We start from the raw sequence: 17,814 nt of genomic DNA, 5'->3' as shown, positions 1-17,814 counted from the left end.
TTTTTAGTGGCTCTCAAGAAAAAATACACGCTCATCTGGATGGATCAGACGGCGGATTATTTGGAATACGCCTGACATTCGCAAATACAAAAGCAAGTAAGCGACCCCTCCGACAAGGGCAGCAGCAATAAGATTTGCAACTACATTTTCAAATACACCTGTTAAAGTCATCCAACCCCTCCACATATCTATGTATACTTATTATACAAAATTTACTGTATTTTATCTCATTGCTAACGACAGGAATTAATTTTGGGTGTCTAAAATGGACTGACCGGCTGATACAAAGTAATCAGCCGGTCGTGCGTTCCCATTAAGGGATTAAATAATCTATTCTCTGTTTCTTTTTCAGGACGATCTGAGCAACATCAGGGTACGTCAAGTAGATACGACGAAAATTCTCTTGCTTCCATGTGGAAAGCTAGAAGAGTGTGATAATGGGCGAACCGTTTATTTATTTTTTGGGTACATAAACCCATAATCATTTTCGATGTATTCCACATACAACTTCAACAATGGAGTGTAGTCTGGAATAACTGTCTCGGCTCCTGCATCATAGAGCCGCATAGCTCCCTGAAAAGTATCTGCATAGCCGAGAAAGGGAACTTCAGCTGCCTCTGCTGCTTGATAGTCGGTTGGCGAATCACCAATCATCAAACATTGCGTAGGTTTTAGCCGCAACTGGCGCATCGCATCTCGGAGGATTTTAGGGTCAGGCTTAAGGGATCGCAATTCTGAATCAACCCTACCGAAGACATTCCTTTCAAAGTAATCCTGCCATCCATTTTTGTTAATAACCGTGTAAGCAGCATCGAAGTGGTTGTTGGTTGTTATTGCCAAGGCTTTGTTTTCTAGTTTAAACTCTTGGAGCAATTGGTCCACAAAAGCAATGGGTGGAGCATCACATGCTGCCGAAATTTCCTTTCCAGTCAGCCAGTTTACCCATCTAGGAATATGGCATTCAGGCCAAGTACGAACTACTGATCGAAGGATCTCAAATGAATCATCTACCAGCAACGCCTCTTCTGGCAAAAGCCCATATCTTCGAAGTTCTCGTTTCAGGTCATGAGCTATTTCGAACGCTGGGTACGATCCAAAGAGCCGAACAAGTACTCCATCCATGTCGAAAAGGATGCCCTCTGCGCGATCTATCATCGCTTGCATGGTTTTCTTCGATGGGTCGGTATACCGATCGAATGCTTCAAACAAAGACATTATGCTCCTTAGGATCAAAGAGGCTTCTTTTAATGTTATTTTAACAAATGAAAATGAAAATTTCAAAAAGTGGAATTGGTTTACACAAAAAAAGAACGGTGTCGTTAAAATTGATAAAGAGGTGCCTTGTTCTCCTATACAAGCTCCTATGAGGGATAAAGCAGAGGAGATTATTGCTAAAATAAAAAACATAGCAAATTAGCAAGATAACATAAAAAATCCAAGGGGTGAGTACCACCTTGGATTCTTGAATAAGTGCGTTTTTTGTCTGAATCATTCAAATTCATGAAGAAATGCGGGTAACTGAAAACAATTATGTAAAATATTGCAGTTCACATATTTGGTTTGCTTATCAAATGTATCAATGTTGATATGGTGGTGTTTTTTAGAACCTATCGTAAAGCTCCATAATGCTCCTGGATATGTAGGGACAGTGGCTATATACAATTTACGATGCGCAAAGATTTCTCCGATTCGCTCATAGGTCTGAGCAGTGATTTCTCTATTCAAAAAAGGAGACATGCTTTGGCAGACCATTAAACCATCTGCTTTTAACGCTTGATAGACGTCTTGGTAAAACGTTTTGGTGAAAAGTGCTTCTCCTGGACCGACTGGATCAGAGGAGTCTATGATGATGACATCATATTCATCCTGATGTTCTTTTACATATTTCATGCCATCTGTAAAGTGAAAATGGACTCTTGGATCAGATAATCTTCCAGATATTTCAGGAAGATATTCAAGGCACAGCTTTACGACAGTTTGATCGATCTCCACTTGATCAATGGTTTCAACCTGTTCGTATTTGGCAACTTCACGAGCCGCTCCACAATCTCCTCCGCCGATGAGCAATATCTTTTTTGCATTGGGATGAATAGCCAATGGTACATGTGTGATCATTTCATTATAAATATGTCCATCAGCAGTAGTTGTTTGGACGACACCATCTAGTACCAAGGTACGCCCAAAATCGTAGGAATCGACAATCATTACATGTTGAAATTCAGATTGTTCTTCCACAACAATCTCTTTTAGTCGATAACTGATTTTTAAGTTATCTCGATCGTCTTCAACGAGCCAATTTTCGCCGTTTATTTGGTGGGTATAAGCAGTCATGATAACGCCCCTTTTCTGTAGTGTGGTCAGCAAAGGTTAGAAGTTTTTTCTACTACGAATGGACCATCCGATGTATACATCTTTGAGTGCTTTTCCTTTGTAGAAAGAGAAGGCATGATTCACCTTTTCCCCGTTGTAGCTTCCCCAGTACTTTATGATTCCACCTCCATCGACAGTAAATGTTATGGTACCTGTGATTCCTGCACCGACTAAATAAATCGTACGACTTACAGCAGCATTTACTCTGACTCCAGCAGGCATGGTGATATCGAAGTGAAAGTAAGATAATTTTCCTTTTTCACGATCCATTATCAGTTTGCCTCCGATTGCAGAGGGTCTAAAAATTTGGTTGTCGGGATCGAAGAATGTCATGGAATCCACCTGTTTTCCCAGAAGTTGTGAATTTCATTATATAAATAAACACAGAATCAAGTAAATAAGTATTGCTTTAAGGACTAAACTTTATCGGAAAATTGTTATAAATTCATGTTTGATTTTTATTTGTATAAAAATGAAATTGGTTCTAAATCTTTGGATCTCTCCAGAGGCTTTTTAGGCATTTTAGAAAACGAGTTGGATATTTATTCTAGAAAAATTTTATAGATATTATTTTTAGTTTTTAATATAATCATTTTAACCAAAATAGAAACAATGGTTCTAATATAGGTACAGGTGATGATATGAGCTTAAAAACTTTGGATAATTCATTGTTTTTATTGGAATTTTTCACGAGAGAAACTCCTTCGTGGGGAGTTCGGGAGTTAGCAAAAGAATGTGAGATGAGTCATTCTGTTGTCCAACGAATTTTGTCAACCTTTGAAAAAAAGGGTTTTTTGATGAAGGACCCACAGACGCAAAAGTATGAGCTTGGAATTGGGTTTTGGGAGTATGGGCAGATGGTACAGGAAAAGATTCATCTGAATGATCTCATTCATCCTATTCTCGAGCGTATCTCTAAAAAAGGCGGGGAATCTGTTTTTTTTACCGTTTTGGATGGACAAGAGGGAGTATGTATGGATATTGCAGAAAGTCAGCAGATCATAAAATATGCCGTCTCGATCGGAAGTAGAACACAGTTATACGCGGGTGCTTCCAATAAAGTGATCATGGCATTTTTGTCCGAAGAACAACAAAAACAGATCATCGATAAAGGATTAAAGCCAGTGACACCTAACACCATTGTCGATGAAGAGAAATTAAGGCGGGATTTGATTGATATTCGCCAAAAAGGCTGGTGTTATTCCGTTGGAGAGTATACGGAATCGGTCTTTGGCATCGCGATTCCTCTCTTTAATTACCGCAACGAAGTTTTTTCTTCGCTGACAATTTCTGGTCCTGCATATCGGGCGAAAGAAGATCAGATCGAGTCTTTGTTGAGGCTGTTAAAAGAAGATGGAATGAAGATACAAGATTATTTTCATCGTCTGAGAATTGCCAAGATTTAAGAATGACAAAATTATAAGGTTGCAAGTGGAATTTTTTTAGCTGCAAAATATATAAAATTCTACATAAGAAGGAGGTAAGTTCGTTGTTTGGATATATCCTCAGACGGATTTTGTACATGATTCCTGGTTTCATCGGAATCATTCTCATCACATTTGTATTGTCACGTGTCCTTCCGGGTGATCCAGCCGTCATGATTGCTGGTGAACAAGCTCCACCTGATGTCATTGCCAAGATAAGAGTGGAGCAAGGTCTAGATCAACCTTTTACTATTCAATTCGTGAATTATGTGAAGAAGCTGTTTCAAGGAGATTTCGGTACAGCTTGGCATACTGGTCACACCGTTTTACAAGATTTTGCTTCCCGGCTGCCAGCAACATTGGAGCTTACCTTAGCTAGTATTTTTATTGCGATTTTGATAGCGATTCCAGTAGGGATTATTGCGGCAGTGAAAAAAGAGTCCATTTTGGATCATATTTCGCGGATATTTTCTTTGATCGGGGCGTGTGTTCCTATTTTTTGGTTAGGATTGATGCTTATTTTTCTTTTCTATTCCAAATGGAGTATCTTTCCGGCACCGATGGGGAGGATCAGCGATGGGATTAATGCCCCAACGCATATCACAGGACTTTATGTGCTCGATAGTTTGTTTTCAGGAGACATGGTTGCGCTGAAAGATTCACTCTTGCATTTGATTTTGCCAGCTATTTGTTTAAGTACCGGCACGATGGCAATTGTCGCCAGAATGATGCGTTCGAGTATGTTGGAAGTTATCGGCCAAGATTACATTCGAACAGCTAGAGCAAAAGGGATGCGCGAGTCCAAAGTGATTATGAAACATGCTTTGAGCAATGCGTTTATTCCAACTTTAACATTACTCGGTTTGCAGTTTGGGTTTTTGATCGGCGGTGCGGTCATAACGGAGACCATATTCAGTTGGCCTGGAGTCGGTGGATATATAACGGATTCCATCTTGGCTACCGATTATGCACCTATCCAAGCATTTACGCTAATCAGTGCGATTGTATTTAGCGTCGTAAATCTATTGGTAGATGTCTTATATGGAGTGCTCGATCCGCGTATTCGATACGAGTAAATAGGAAGGAGGAAAAAGATGCCCGCAGCAGATGCAGCCTTCACAACTGTTTCGGTGAAGAAAAAGCAAAAAAAGAAAACGTTTTTAACCCTTTTGATCCGTAATCGCTTAGCAGTAATTGGTTTGTTTTTTATCGTCGGTTGGACATTACTTGCGATTGTAGCACCGTTCCTCTCGCCTCATTCCCCGACTGACACGGATACGTTATCTAAATTGCAGGGCCCTACTGCTGCACATTGGCTTGGAACAGATAATTATGGTCGCGATATTTTAAGCCGGATTCTCTATGGTTCGCGAATATCCATTTGGACTGGGTTAATTGGGGTAGGGATATCTTTTATCATCGGGGTTCCTCTTGGAGCGATTGCCGCTTTCTATGGAGGAAAGCGGGGAAATTTCATTATGCGCTGCATGGATGTTTTGCTCGCATTTCCGTCTTTGATTTTAGCGATGGCAATCGCCGCTTCTCTCGGTCCCGGATTAATCAGTGCTATGATCGCTGTTGGTATTGTTGGAATACCAGAGTTTGCCCGATTGATGTTTGGACAGACGATCACATTAAAGGAGAAAGAATTTGTAGAAGCGAGTAAAGCCATTGGAGTGAAAGATTCTACGATTATGTTTCGGCATATTTTCCCTAACGCTTTGGGTCCTATTTTGGTACATGCCACACTTGGTATGGGTTTTGCCATCCTAGTTGCTTCTAGTTTGAGCTTTTTAGGTTTAGGCGTCCAACCACCTACTGCAGAGTGGGGAGCGATGATCTCGGAAGGCAGGGAGTATATCATCACAGGTCAGTGGTGGCTCGTTACCTTTCCCGGTCTAGCAATTGCAACTTCTATCCTTGGTTTCAATCTACTTGGTGATGGTTTACGAGATGTCTTAGATCCTCGACTTCGCTCAAGTAAATGAAATATATAAAATTACCTATCTGATAAAGGAGTGTATTCAATGCTGGGCAAGAAAAAATGGATGTCCTCATTAGCCCTACTGCTGACAGGGGCATTGGTTGTAACTGGTTGTGCATCAAATGCAAACTCCAATCAAGGAAATCAAAATACAGGAAAGACCATGACCATCGCTTATTCGGATGGTGGACAAACACTTGATCCAGCGGAAGCGAGTGATCTTACTTCTGACACGATGACCATGAACGCCTATGATCAATTGGTGACATATGGGGTCAAAACAGAAAATGGCAATCAAAAAGCAAATACAGAAGATATCAAGCCAATGCTCGCGAAAGAATGGAATGTTTCTGCTGATGGCAAAACCTATACCTTTACATTGCGTGATACCAAGTTCCAAAGTGGGAATCCAGTAGATGCAGAATCCATTGTTTACTCCATGGATCATGTGAAAAACTCCCAAAATGGCAGCTTTATGTACCAAATGGCTTCTATTAAAAAGGTAACAGCAAAAGACGATAAAACAGTTGTTTTCGAACTAAATCGTCCTAATCATCTATTCCTTCAAATGGTTGCGATGTATACCTTTTCTATCATCGATGGCAAAGAAGTGAAAGAAAAAGGCAAAGATTACTTAAAAACCAATACTGCTGGTTCTGGTCCATACAAAGTAGAATCTTGGGACCCAGCTTCCCAAGCAGTCCTTACTGCCAATACGAACTACTGGCAAGGTTCTCCAAAAATTAGCAAAGTAACGATGAAGTTTATCAAAGAGCCTTCTAACCGTGTCATGATGCTAAATAAAGGTGATGTCGATCTAGCTATCGAGATCCCTCCTAAAGATGTGGATAGCATTAAGCAAAACACAAAACTAAATGTAACTTCTACACCAAGTAACCGTATTTTGTATTTTGCTTTTAATGAAAAAGTGAAACCTTTTGATAATCCAAAAGTGCGTCAAGCGATCAATTACGCAATCCCATATGATCAATTGGTACACGACGTGATGTATGACCAAGCAAAACAATTGAAGAGCTCCATCCCTAGCAGTATGCCTGGGTATACGGAAGAAGGATTTGTCTATAAACATGATTTAAACAAAGCAAAACAGCTGCTTAAAGAAGCAGGTCTTCCAAATGGCTTTTCGTTTGATTTCACATTAGGTTCTGGTTTTGATGACTGGAAAGATGACGCTGTTCTCATCCAAGCAGAGTTGCAAAAAATTGGGGTAAAAATGAACATCAAACCAATGGCTCGCCCTGAATTTTTAACTGCATTGAACCAAAAAACGCTGACTTCTTATATTTCCAAATGGACTTCCTTTGTGAATGATCCTGGCTATCATCTTGGACTGTTGTTATATAGCAAAGGCTCTTCCAATGCCTTTGGCTATAACAATCCACAGGTAGACAAGCTCTGGGATCAAGCTGAACTAGAGAAAGATAAGCAAAAACGCGAAGAATTGTATAAACAAATGCAAGTACTAATCAATGCAGATGCACCTTGGGCTTATCTGTATGAATATAACCGCGTTGTCGGATTAAAGAAAGAAGTCAAAGGTTATACCTTGTATCCAGATGAATGTATCCGTTTCTTCCCGCTATCCAAATAAATAATGATTCCCCTCAAGTTTAGCTTGGGGGGACCTTTTCCATAGGAGTGTGAAATCGTGGATCTTCAACAAAAAGTAGTAGATGAAATCGAACGGCAAAAAGATGACTTACTTACCCTTTGCTCCACTTTATTGCAGATGAATACCGAAAATCCACCAGGAGATACAAGTGAGATCAGTGGCTTTATTAGGAAATACTTAGCTGCTTTTGGGATTGAAACAGAAGTACATGAATCGAACCCCAACATGTTCAATCTGATCTCTTCCATTGGAGATGATAACGAAGATAAGCACTTGATTTTATGCGGACATACCGATGTCGTACCAGTTGGGGACATCGAGAAGTGGGATTTTGATCCGTTTTCTGGTCACATCGAAAATGGATATATCCACGGCCGTGGGGCAAGCGATATGAAATGCGGCCTTGCAGGACTGATTTTTACAATGGGATTGTTCAAGCAGCTTGATATACCGCTTGCAGGTAAACTCTCTTTGCTTGTGGTGCCAGATGAAGAAACCGGTGGAGAGTACGGGGTTCCTTGGGTGTTAGATCGTAACTTAATCCATGGAACATCTGCCATCATTGCAGAACCATCTCATCCTCAACATCCGACGATCGGACAAAAAGGCAGCTGTTGGTTTGAGGTAGAGATGGAAGGAACTCCAGGACATGGCAGTCTATCCCCAGTGATTGGTGATAGTGCGATTTTAAAAGCGGTTAAAGCAATTGAAGTACTGCAAAATATCTGGAATTTTGAAGTGACAATTCCAGATGAAATGAAAGAAATCATCGAAATTACGAAAGCTTATATTCGTGAGCGGGAAGAGACAGATACCAGTGATGTTTTGGATCATATTACGGTAAACATCGGAACCATTCATGGTGGAACCAAAGCAAATGTCATCGCAGATCACGTTGTGATTCAAGTGGATACGCGTTTACCATTTGGGGTTCAAAACGAAGAAATGCTCCCAAGGGTGAGGAAATTGCTTGCAGATGCTGGGGTTGAGGCGGAAGTTCGACCTATTGGATTTCAAAGTACAGCAAACTGGACCCCTCCAACGGATGAAATCGTCTCCACTTTTGTAGAGAGTATCAAAGTGGTAAGTCAAAAGGATGCATACGGTGTTTTGCAATGGGCTTCTAGTGATGCGAGACATTTCCGGTCCCATCATATTCCTGTCTTGCAATATGGACCAGCGGACTTGCCGACGATCCATTCTTATAACGAACGTGCGCCGATAGAGCAAGTCATTCAAGCAGCAAAAGTATATGCACTTACCTCTTTGAAGTATTTAGGAGTGAAATAAAAGGAGGGGCACGCATGGAGACTCTACTTCGGGTAGAAGATTTACGAACACAGTTTCATACGGATGCGGGTCTAGTGCATGTCGTAGATGGCGTCAACTTGGAATTAAAAAAGGGTGAAATTCTTGGGATTGTTGGGGAATCTGGTTGTGGAAAAAGCGTGACATCGCTTTCTATTATGCAGCTTTTGCCCAAAGGGATCGGTAAAGTATCCTCTGGCAGTATTTCGCTGAAAGGAAAAGATGTTTTAGCGATGTCCAAATCAGAGTTACGAAAAATGCGGGGAAGTGAAATATCGATGATATTTCAAGAACCGATGACTTCTTTAAATCCGGTCTTTAAAGTAGGGGATCAAATAATGGAAGCAATTCGTTTTCATACGAACCTCTCCAAAAAAGAAGCCAAGGCATATGCGGTTGAAATGCTGACAAAGGTGGGTATCTCTCGTCCTGAATCAGTAGTAGATGAGTATCCACATCAGCTTTCAGGTGGAATGCGTCAACGGGTGATGATTGCAATCGCGATGGCTTGTGAGCCAAAAATTTTGATAGCTGATGAACCAACTACAGCTTTGGATGTGACCATTCAAGCGCAAATATTAAACTTGATGCGTCAGCTGCAACGAGAGAAAGGTACATCGATCATGCTGATTACCCACGACCTAGGGGTTGTTGCTGAAATGTGTGATCGAGTTGTGGTGATGTATGCTGGTCAAGTGGTAGAGGAAACAGATGTGAAATCGTTGTTTAAAAACCCAAAACACCCCTATACCAAAGGTTTATTAGCTTCTTTGCCCCAACTTACCAGTGAAGGAGACAGGCTGAACTCGATTCCAGGACAAGTGCCAGCTCTTGATGAAATGCCTGTCGGTTGTCGTTTTGCACCACGCTGCGAGTTTCGTATGAATAAGTGTGAGACAAGTAATCCAGATTTGCTTGATATCACAGATGGGCATAACTGTCGCTGCCATCTATACGAAAAGGAGGGGATTCCATCATGAGTGCTTTGCTGCAAGTGAGAAACTTAAAAAAACATTTTCCGGTCACAAAAGGATTTTTTCAAAGACAGGTTGGAGAAGTAAAGTCTGTTGATGGAGTTTCCTTTGAGATGCAAGCAGGAGAGACACTAGGAATAGTGGGTGAATCTGGTTGCGGGAAATCGACAACTGGCAGGGCACTCCTTCGCATTTTGGAGCCGACAGAAGGGGAAGTTGTCTTTGATGGGGTGGATATCCGTAAATTAGCGAAAGATGAACTGCGTTCTTTTCGAACAAATATGCAGATGATTTTTCAAGATCCTTACGCATCATTAGATCCGAGATGGACGGTTCAACAGGTGCTGGAAGAGCCTTTGCTTACGCATGGCAAAAAGTCAAAAACAGAAATCAAACAAAGAGTTACGGAGCTGATGGAGCTCGTTGGTCTATCGCCGCAACAAGCAGGGCGTTTTCCCCATGAATTTTCCGGTGGTCAACGGCAGCGGATCGGAATTGCTCGTGCATTGGCGTTAAATCCAAAATTTATTGTCTGTGATGAACCAGTATCCGCTTTAGATGTTTCGATTCAAGCACAAGTATTAAATCTGATGAAAGACTTACAAGAAAAGTTTTCTCTCACTTATCTGTTTATTTCCCATGATCTTTCTGTAGTGAAATTTATCAGTAATCGGGTAGGGGTGATGTACCTTGGAAAATTGGTGGAACTAGCCCCGACAGAAGAGATATTTGCAGAACCACTGCATCCTTATACCACAGCTCTGATGTCTGCGGTCCCTGTACCTGATCCAGAAGCAAAAAGGGAGCAAATCGTGTTGTCTGGCGATGTTCCTAGTGCGTTGAACCCTCCAAAAGGTTGTGCTTTTCATACCAGATGTCCTGTTGCGATGGATGTGTGTAAATCCATTGTTCCCAAATGGCAAGAAGTTTCAGAAGGGCGACAAGTTGCATGTCACTTATATGAATAAACTGCAAAGAGGAGGTATAAAGAAATGTCTTTAAAACATACAATTATAGCTTTTGAAACATTAGATGATGCCAATGTAACAGGAGAGAAAGTGAAATCTCTTTTTGCTGAAAATGAACAAGTAGAAGTAAAGGTGCAAACAGTAAAAGGAGAAGGCGGTTCTACTGATTTTATTCAAATCCGAATCAAAGGAACAGATGGAAAAGCAAGTGGTGGAACTGCACCTACATTAGGGGTAGTCGGTAGATTAGGTGGAATTGGTGCACGTCCAAACCGTATTGGACTCGTATCAGATGGTGATGGTGCGATTGCAGCTGTAGCTAGTGCTCTGAAACTAGCCGATATGGCGCAGAAGGGTGATCGATTGACAGGTGATGTCTTGATCGCTACGCACATTTGCCCAGATGCACCTACGCTTCCACATGATCCGGTAGATTTTATGGATTCTCCGGTGGATATTTTGACGATGAATCAATATGAAGTGTCTGATGAGATGGATGCTATTTTATCAATTGATACTACAAAAGGAAATCGTGTCATCAACCACAAAGGAATCGCCATTTCTCCAACGGTGAAAGAAGGATATATTTTGCGTGTGAGTGAGGATTTACTGCGAATTATGGAGATGACAACAGGGCAGTATCCGGTTACTTTTCCGATAACGATGCAAGATATCACTCCTTATGGCAATGATGTCTATCATGTAAATAGTATTTTGCAGCCAGCTGTTGCCACAGATGCTCCAGTAGTTGGCGTGGCAGTAACAGCACTATCGATGGTTCCTGGATGTGGAACAGGTGCTAGTCATGAAGTAGATATTGCTCAAGCTGTTCGCTATGCAGTAGAAGTAGCGAAAGAGTACACCAATGGTACCTGCGTGTTTTATGATCAGGGAGATTTTGATCGATTGGAAAAATTATATGGCTCGATGAAAGTTCTTCAAACAGCAGGAAACCAGACCGTAAACGGATGAGGTGGATGCAGGGTGGCAAGAAAAGTAGGCATTGTAACGATAGGACAAGCACCTCGTACAGACGTGCAACCTATTTTACAGAAACACCTCTCGGGTGTAGAAGTGATCCAAGCTGGTGCACTGGATGGTTTGCATAAAGCGGTGATTGATCAAACTTTATCTCCTTTAGAAGGGGATTATGTTTTGACCACCCGTTTGGCGACTGGTGACTCTGTTGTGGTAGCAAGGCATAAGATTGAGTCTTTGTTACAGCAAAAGATTTACCAGCTGGAAGAGAATCAATGTGACCCTATTCTCGTATTGTGTACAGGTGTTTTCGAGAACTTAACGACCAAAAAAAGTGTACTTCTAGAGCCTGATCGTCTCATTCCTCCTGTTGTTGCTGCCTTGATCAAAGATCGAAGGCTAGGTGTGATTGTTCCTCTTTTAGAACAGATTGGTTCGATAGAAGAAAAGTGGGCAGAAGTAGGGTTTTTTCCTTTTATCGCTGCTGCTTCTCCTTACACCGGTGAGCGAGCTGATTTTAAGCGAGCAGTACAAGAACTTCAAAGGCAAGGTGCAGAAATATTGTTGATGGATTGTATGGGATATGATGAGCAGATGAAAGCAGAAGTAATGGAAATCTCGAGTCTCCCTGTGATATTATCGAATGCATTAGTTGTAAAATTGATGTCAGAGTTAGTTTGAGGAAGGGATTTGAGAAGAAATGTCAGATTCCATAGAAGTAAGTGTAAAACTGTTAAAAGATTGCCTTGGGCTAAAGGAAAATGAACTTTTTTTGGTAGTAACAGATAGCCAAAAAATACAATTAGCACAGCAATTGCATCAAGCGGGACAGCGTATCGGTGCTGAGTCCATGCTATTCTTAATGGAAGAAAGACAGAAATCAGGACAAGAACCACCGCTGCCTGTAGCAGAAGCGATGAAACGAGCAGATGCAGTGGTCTGTATTACGGAACATTCTCTTACTCATACGACTGCTCGCAAAGAAGCTGTTGAAATGGGTACTAGAGTTGCCACCATGCCAGGTATCACGGAAGATATGTTTTACCACGGAGCAATCACCGCTGATTACCAAAAAGTAAAAGCTTTAACGGAAAAAGTCACAGACTATCTAGAGAACAGTAGAGAAGTGAGAATTGAAAAAGATGGGGAAACATTGATGTTCTCCATCGCAGATCGTCATGGTATTCCTAGTACCGGAGTGCTTACGGGTCGAGGTGATTCTGGCAATCTCCCATCAGGCGAGGCATACATAGCACCAGTAGAAGGGACTGCCACTGGTAAAATTAAAGTAGATGGTTCGATTGCGGACATCGGAATATTAGCTTCTCCCTTATGGCTTACGCTGGAAGAGGGTGAGTTAGTAGATGTACAAGGTGAAGCAGCAGAACAACTCTTGACACTGCTTCACTCTGAAAAGAGCAGACAACTTGCCGAATTTGGAATCGGAACCAATGATAAGGCGAGAATAACTGGTGTTGTGTTAGAAGATGAAAAAGTATATGGTACCATCCATCTTGCATTTGGAAGCAATGCGACGTTCGGTGGACAAATTGAGGCTGGCGTTCACATTGATTTGGTGATTAAAGAGCCTGATGTATACTTGGATGGAAATAAGTTTCTCGATAAAGGAATTCCTATAGTGGATTGAATGTTAGAAAAAAGTGCTTATCGGAGTAGTTTTGTGAACCGATAAGCACTTTTTTTGATTCTTACCATTATTTTTTGTATTTATGGGCAATTGCTTTTGTAATATAAGGAGAGAGGATCGAAGTAAGGATTACAGCAAAGGCAATCTGTGCAATTGCAATTTCTATATATGGTTTATATACGGCATTTATGCTAACTGCAAGAGTAGGAACAACGAGCGAAATTCCCGCCACTGAACAGGTAGCTGCGGCTGCATATCCTGGTCTTTTTAATAAGAATCTATCGATATATATCAATGGCAGCATACAGATAACCAAATAAATAAATGTCAATATGATCCCGGAGAAACCGGATTGGAATGCTACCTTTAAATCAATATAAGATCCAAAACTTACACCTAAAAAAGGTAAAAGAATCACTGTACCAGGGGAAAACATTTTTTGGATATTGGCATCTAAATTTCCAAGTAGGATACCTAATAAGAATGGCAGTAAGGTAGTTAAAATACTCAAGTAATCGATTCCTGTTCCATTCGCGGTGTTTAAAATCATAACAGGTATAATGGGAACAGCTATTAAATTTAAGATACCAAAAGCAGCAGAGTCAATATCGTCTCCATAAGTATTCATTAATGCCAGATATAACCCCGGATTACAGCTTGTAATCGTTGCAATAAAACTCACTGCGGAGATTCCCAAAAAGCCATCTATACCAAAATAGGTGATAAATAACCAACCAAATACCCAACTCAAAACGATTTTCGATACAGATAAAATTCCTGCTCTTTTCAGGGTAATACCAACTTGTGATAGCTTAAATTGACTGCCTGAAATAAATAACATCAATGCAATCAAGGTCATTGTTCCTTTGGTGGTGAAAACAGCACTTGTAAGATCACCTATTTCTAATACACGTGGAAAAACAGTATGGATAACTGCTGTGATCAGCATGGGAATAATCAGTAATCCACCGGGTATTTTCTTTATTCTGTTTAAAATATCCATTTTCTGCTCCTTATTAGAAATAGAATTCGATGATAGAACAACAAAATAGGAAGGCATAAAGAAAACAGCGAAAAGCTTCAAGTGGCAAAATCAGGATTGCCACTTGAATTTCGCTAGAGATGAGCCCAAATTGTTATATTTCTTCACCGTTCGTAGAAATAACATTTTTATACCAATAAAAAGAATCCTTTCTCACTCTTTTCATGGAACCATTCCCATAGTCATCTTGATCTACATAGATGAATCCATAACGCTTTGTCATTTCTGAGGTGGAAGAGCTAATCATATCTATAGGTCCCCACATTGTATAACCAATCACTTCCACACCATCTTCCAATGCCAATTTCATTTGTAAGATATGTTGTTGTAAAAATTCAATTCGATATGGATCATGGATGGTGCCATCTTCATTCCATGTATCGAGAAATCCAGAACTATTTTCTAAGATAAATATGGGTAATTCAAAGCGGTCATATATTGAATTCAAAGTATAACGTAATCCAATAGGATCAATCTGCCATCCCCATTCATTTTCAGCTAAATGTGGATTTTTATAGACGCTGTGAACATTTCCTGATGTCAATTTCAATTGTTTTGTATCACTGCTTGAAATCATGGAGTTATAATAAGACATTCCAACAAAATCTGCTGTATTTTCTGCTAGGATTGCTAAATCTTCCTCTTTTATGCTCAGATGAATATGATGTTTTTTGAAGTACGTTTTTGCATAGTATGGATATTTACCCTTATTCAAAATATCTAGATAAAATAGGTTTTTCATTTGATCATCTCGTTGCATTTGCAGCGCATCTTCTGGTTTGCAGGTATAAGCATAAGTAGTGAAATAGGCGACCATACTGCCTATTTTATTTTCTGCATCTATTGCATGAGCTAGCTTTGTCGCCTTTGCAGCGGCAACAAACTGATGATGGAGCCCTTGAAATAACATCTCCTCATAGTTTTCCTGCCCTTCATTTATAATTCCTAAGGTTTTGGGGCCTGCTTTTACGCTCATATTGATTTCATTAAATGTTACCCAATATCTTACTTTTCCTTTATATCTTTCAAAGAGTACTCTACAGTATTTGGCATACAAATCTATCAATTTTTCGTTATACCAACCACCGAATTTTTCGATTAGTACAATTGGCATATCAAAATGGGAAATGGTTATCAGTGGTTCCATGTTGTGTTTTAAGCATTCATCGATTAATGAATCATAAAATTTCAATGCTTTTTCGTTAGGTGCTGCATCTTCACCATTTGGAAATACACGAGCCCAAGATATGGAGTAGCGGAATACTTTAAATCCCATTTCTGCAAATAAGGCAATATCTTCTTTGTAAGTGTGATAAAAATTGATTCCTCTTCGTTTAGGGTATTTGATTATATCTGGATCATTTTTCGCTTCTTGGATCATCTCCATCGTAATCTGCATTTGCTTTGTAATCTTACGGTCATTTTTGGGATTAAATTTCATTACTTCTGGGATGGTCATTGATTTACCATCTTCGTTATATGCCCCTTCCGCCTGACATGCGGATAAAGCTCCGCCCCATAAGAAGTCTGCTGGAAATCCTGTTGTCATTTCTTTCACCGGTTCCTTTCTATGCTTTTATTACTTTGAGCAGTTCCTCTTTTTCTTTTATCCATCCTGTTGTTGCAGGGAGGACAGCTAAGTAGTCATCACTATTTGTCACGATGATCGGTGTGATGATGTCATAGCCTTCTTTTTTAATAGCATCTACATCAAATTCGATTAATAAATCTCCTAACTTCACCTTCTGTGATTGTTCAATATGGGCAGTGAAATGTTTACCATCCAGATTTACGGTATCGATTCCAATGTGAATCAAAACCTCTACTCCAGTATTTGATTTTAGCCCGATGGCATGTTTTGTTTTAAAAATGGCATCGACAGTACCTTCAAACGGAGCATATACCTTGCCATTAGAAGGGATAATAGCAATTCCTTTTCCCATTAACTCTTGTGAAAATGTTTTATCATCCACTTCTGCCAAGTCTTTTACTTCGCCAGCTAAAGGACTCATAATGGAAAATTCGCGGGTTAGTGGAATATCCGTCTTCTTTTTTTCTTTTTCTATCTTTGATGTGTCATCTTCTTTAATACCAACAGCTAAAGTGAATAAGAATCCTAATAGAGCTGCCATGATACACCCGATAATGATATACATGTATTTATCTGCTTCATAAGAGGAGAGGCTCAGCAGTCCTGGTAATGCGATCGCTGTTGATTTAGCATGAACAAAACTATAAAATCCTCCCGTTATACCTGCTGCTGCGCATCCTGCAAAGAAAGGTCTTCTATATTTTAGGTTTACCCCATATATAGCTGGTTCTGTAATTCCAAAAGCAGCTGTAATGGCACTTGTTCCAGCAGCAGATTTCATTGCTTTGCTCTTTGTTAAAAAGAATACTGCCAAAGCAGCTCCAGCTTGTGCCAGATTTGCGCCTAATGCACTTGGCATCAAAACCGTATATCCTACTTCCGCAATTTGTTGAATTTGCATAGGCATAATAGCATAATGCATACCAAACATAACCATTATCGGTTTAAAGAAACCTAACAAAGCCCCTGCCACTACTCCAAATGTTGCAAACAAAGCATTTATTCCTATAGTTAACCAATTTCCTACATAGGAACCAAAAGGGGCAATGACGATTAATTCGAGTGGGATCATGATCAGCAGTACGATCATTGGTGTGAGAATTACTCTTAAAAATTCCGGAATCACTTTATCTACCATCTTGTAAACATAACTCAATAGCCAAACGGACAATATGATGGGGATAACAGATGAAGAGTATTTAACTAATAGGATTGGCAGGCCTAAAAAGTCAATCGTTGTAACTCCTGTCTTAGCTATATTCTGTGCAGCATCTAAAATGGTAGGATGTAACAATGCGGCGGCTAAACCTATTGCTAGGTACTCATTTGTTTTAAATTTCCTTGCTGCACTCACGGCTAAGAAGAACGGTAAGAAATAGAAAATACTATCACCGATCATATCGAATATGGCAATAAAACCTGACTTTGGATCGATCCATTTCATTGCTGTGATAATAGTAGATAGACATTTGACCATGCCACAACCTACTAAAGCTGGTAACAAAGGAGTGAAAATACTAGCAATCGTTTCAAAGATTTGATTAATCGAAAAGCCTTTTTTTCTTTTTACTGCCTCATCGTGATTTGTAATATGGGCTATTTCTCTTATTTGTTCATAAAGGGATTCTACTTTTTCACCTACTACTACTTGTAATTGTCCCCCTTTATTTTGCGATTTTAAGACGCCTTCAAGTGCATCTAATGCATGCACATCGGCTTTTGTATCATCCTTTAAAACAAATCTTAGACGAGTTGCACAATGAGTGAATTGTGAAATGTTGTTTTTCCCGCCAATCAATTCTAAGATTTTGGATGCTAACCCTACCTGAGCCATTGTCAACCTCTCCTTTTTGGTTTATATCGTTTGTGAGAAAAAAAATGACCAAAACAAGTG

At 40.1% G+C, this 17,814-nt stretch carries 17 protein-coding genes; 10 read left to right on the top strand and 7 right to left on the bottom strand.

What is annotated here, in order from left to right:
* Window positions 1-3: 3 nt before the first annotated feature.
* The 4 genes from AC5WOE_RS00745 to AC5WOE_RS00730 form a co-directional block, all read right to left on the bottom strand.
* Complete coding sequence (locus AC5WOE_RS00745; protein WP_496051652.1) at window positions 4-171, bottom strand: hypothetical protein; 168 nt, start codon at window positions 169-171, stop codon at window positions 4-6.
* A 279-nt stretch (window positions 172-450) separates the two neighbouring features.
* A complete protein-coding gene (locus AC5WOE_RS00740; protein WP_496051651.1) occupies window positions 451-1,209 on the bottom strand; it encodes an HAD family hydrolase in 759 nt (252 codons plus the stop codon).
* Window positions 1,210-1,488: 279 nt separating this feature from the next.
* Window positions 1,489-2,331, bottom strand: coding sequence for a polyamine aminopropyltransferase (gene speE / locus AC5WOE_RS00735; protein WP_496051650.1), 843 nt, complete (start codon window positions 2,329-2,331; stop codon window positions 1,489-1,491).
* 36 nt (window positions 2,332-2,367) lie between these two features.
* Entirely contained in the window at window positions 2,368-2,640 is a 273-nt protein-coding gene (locus AC5WOE_RS00730) for a hypothetical protein (RefSeq protein ID WP_496051649.1), read from the bottom strand.
* A 371-nt stretch (window positions 2,641-3,011) separates the two neighbouring features.
* On the opposite strand from AC5WOE_RS00730, the gene AC5WOE_RS00725 reads away from it, so the two are divergent.
* The 10 genes from AC5WOE_RS00725 (at window position 3,012) to AC5WOE_RS00680 (ending at window position 13,287) form a co-directional block, all read left to right on the top strand.
* Window positions 3,012-3,776 carry an IclR family transcriptional regulator gene (locus AC5WOE_RS00725; RefSeq protein WP_496051648.1) on the top strand — a complete coding sequence of 255 codons (765 nt, stop codon included), beginning with the start codon at window positions 3,012-3,014 and terminating at the stop codon, window positions 3,774-3,776.
* A gap of 83 nt (window positions 3,777-3,859) precedes the next feature.
* Window positions 3,860-4,870, top strand: coding sequence for an ABC transporter permease (locus AC5WOE_RS00720; RefSeq protein WP_496048092.1), 1,011 nt, complete (start codon window positions 3,860-3,862; stop codon window positions 4,868-4,870).
* Between the two features lie 18 nt (window positions 4,871-4,888).
* Window positions 4,889-5,782, top strand: a complete 894-nt coding sequence (locus tag AC5WOE_RS00715; protein WP_496051647.1) for an ABC transporter permease — start codon at window positions 4,889-4,891, stop codon at window positions 5,780-5,782.
* 39 nt (window positions 5,783-5,821) lie between these two features.
* On the top strand, window positions 5,822-7,390 hold the full coding sequence (locus tag AC5WOE_RS00710) for an ABC transporter substrate-binding protein (RefSeq protein WP_496051646.1): 1,569 nt from the start codon (window positions 5,822-5,824) through the stop codon (window positions 7,388-7,390).
* Between the two features lie 54 nt (window positions 7,391-7,444).
* The gene (locus AC5WOE_RS00705) at window positions 7,445-8,701 is read left to right on the top strand and encodes a M20 family metallopeptidase (RefSeq protein ID WP_496052033.1); all 1,257 of its coding nucleotides are present in this window, start codon (window positions 7,445-7,447) and stop codon (window positions 8,699-8,701) included.
* Window positions 8,702-8,715: 14 nt separating this feature from the next.
* Window positions 8,716-9,699: an ABC transporter ATP-binding protein gene (locus AC5WOE_RS00700; protein ID WP_496051645.1), complete on the top strand. Its 984-nt coding sequence runs from the start codon at window positions 8,716-8,718 to the stop codon at window positions 9,697-9,699.
* Window positions 9,696-10,661, top strand: a complete 966-nt coding sequence (locus AC5WOE_RS00695; protein ID WP_496051644.1) for an ABC transporter ATP-binding protein — start codon at window positions 9,696-9,698, stop codon at window positions 10,659-10,661. Before AC5WOE_RS00700 ends, AC5WOE_RS00695 begins: the two co-directional genes overlap by 4 nt.
* A 24-nt stretch (window positions 10,662-10,685) precedes the next feature.
* On the top strand, window positions 10,686-11,633 hold the full coding sequence (locus AC5WOE_RS00690) for a DUF1177 domain-containing protein (protein ID WP_496051643.1): 948 nt from the start codon (window positions 10,686-10,688) through the stop codon (window positions 11,631-11,633).
* A gap of 12 nt (window positions 11,634-11,645) precedes the next feature.
* Window positions 11,646-12,320, top strand: a complete 675-nt coding sequence (locus AC5WOE_RS00685; RefSeq protein WP_496051642.1) for an AroM family protein — start codon at window positions 11,646-11,648, stop codon at window positions 12,318-12,320.
* 19 nt (window positions 12,321-12,339) lie between these two features.
* Window positions 12,340-13,287: an aminopeptidase gene (locus AC5WOE_RS00680; protein ID WP_496051641.1), complete on the top strand. Its 948-nt coding sequence runs from the start codon at window positions 12,340-12,342 to the stop codon at window positions 13,285-13,287.
* A 67-nt stretch (window positions 13,288-13,354) separates the two neighbouring features.
* Here AC5WOE_RS00680 and AC5WOE_RS00675 read toward each other — a convergent pair whose 3' ends face one another.
* The 3 genes from AC5WOE_RS00675 to AC5WOE_RS00665 all read right to left on the bottom strand — a co-directional run bounded on the left by AC5WOE_RS00675 (window position 13,355) and on the right by AC5WOE_RS00665 (window position 17,754).
* Entirely contained in the window at window positions 13,355-14,290 is a 936-nt protein-coding gene (locus AC5WOE_RS00675; protein ID WP_496051640.1) for a 2-keto-3-deoxygluconate permease, read from the bottom strand.
* 133 nt (window positions 14,291-14,423) lie between these two features.
* Window positions 14,424-15,878 (bottom strand): glycoside hydrolase family 1 protein, encoded by a 1,455-nt coding sequence (locus AC5WOE_RS00670; RefSeq protein WP_496048807.1) that lies wholly within the window; start codon window positions 15,876-15,878, stop codon window positions 14,424-14,426.
* A gap of 19 nt (window positions 15,879-15,897) precedes the next feature.
* Entirely contained in the window at window positions 15,898-17,754 is a 1,857-nt protein-coding gene (locus AC5WOE_RS00665; RefSeq protein WP_496051639.1) for a beta-glucoside-specific PTS transporter subunit IIABC, read from the bottom strand.
* Window positions 17,755-17,814: the final 60 nt, after the last annotated feature.

The sequence above is a fragment of the Shimazuella sp. NTD248 genome (assembly GCF_059510395.1).
Note: the sequence above shows the minus strand (reverse complement) of the source record. Positions and strands in the feature narration are given on the sequence as shown.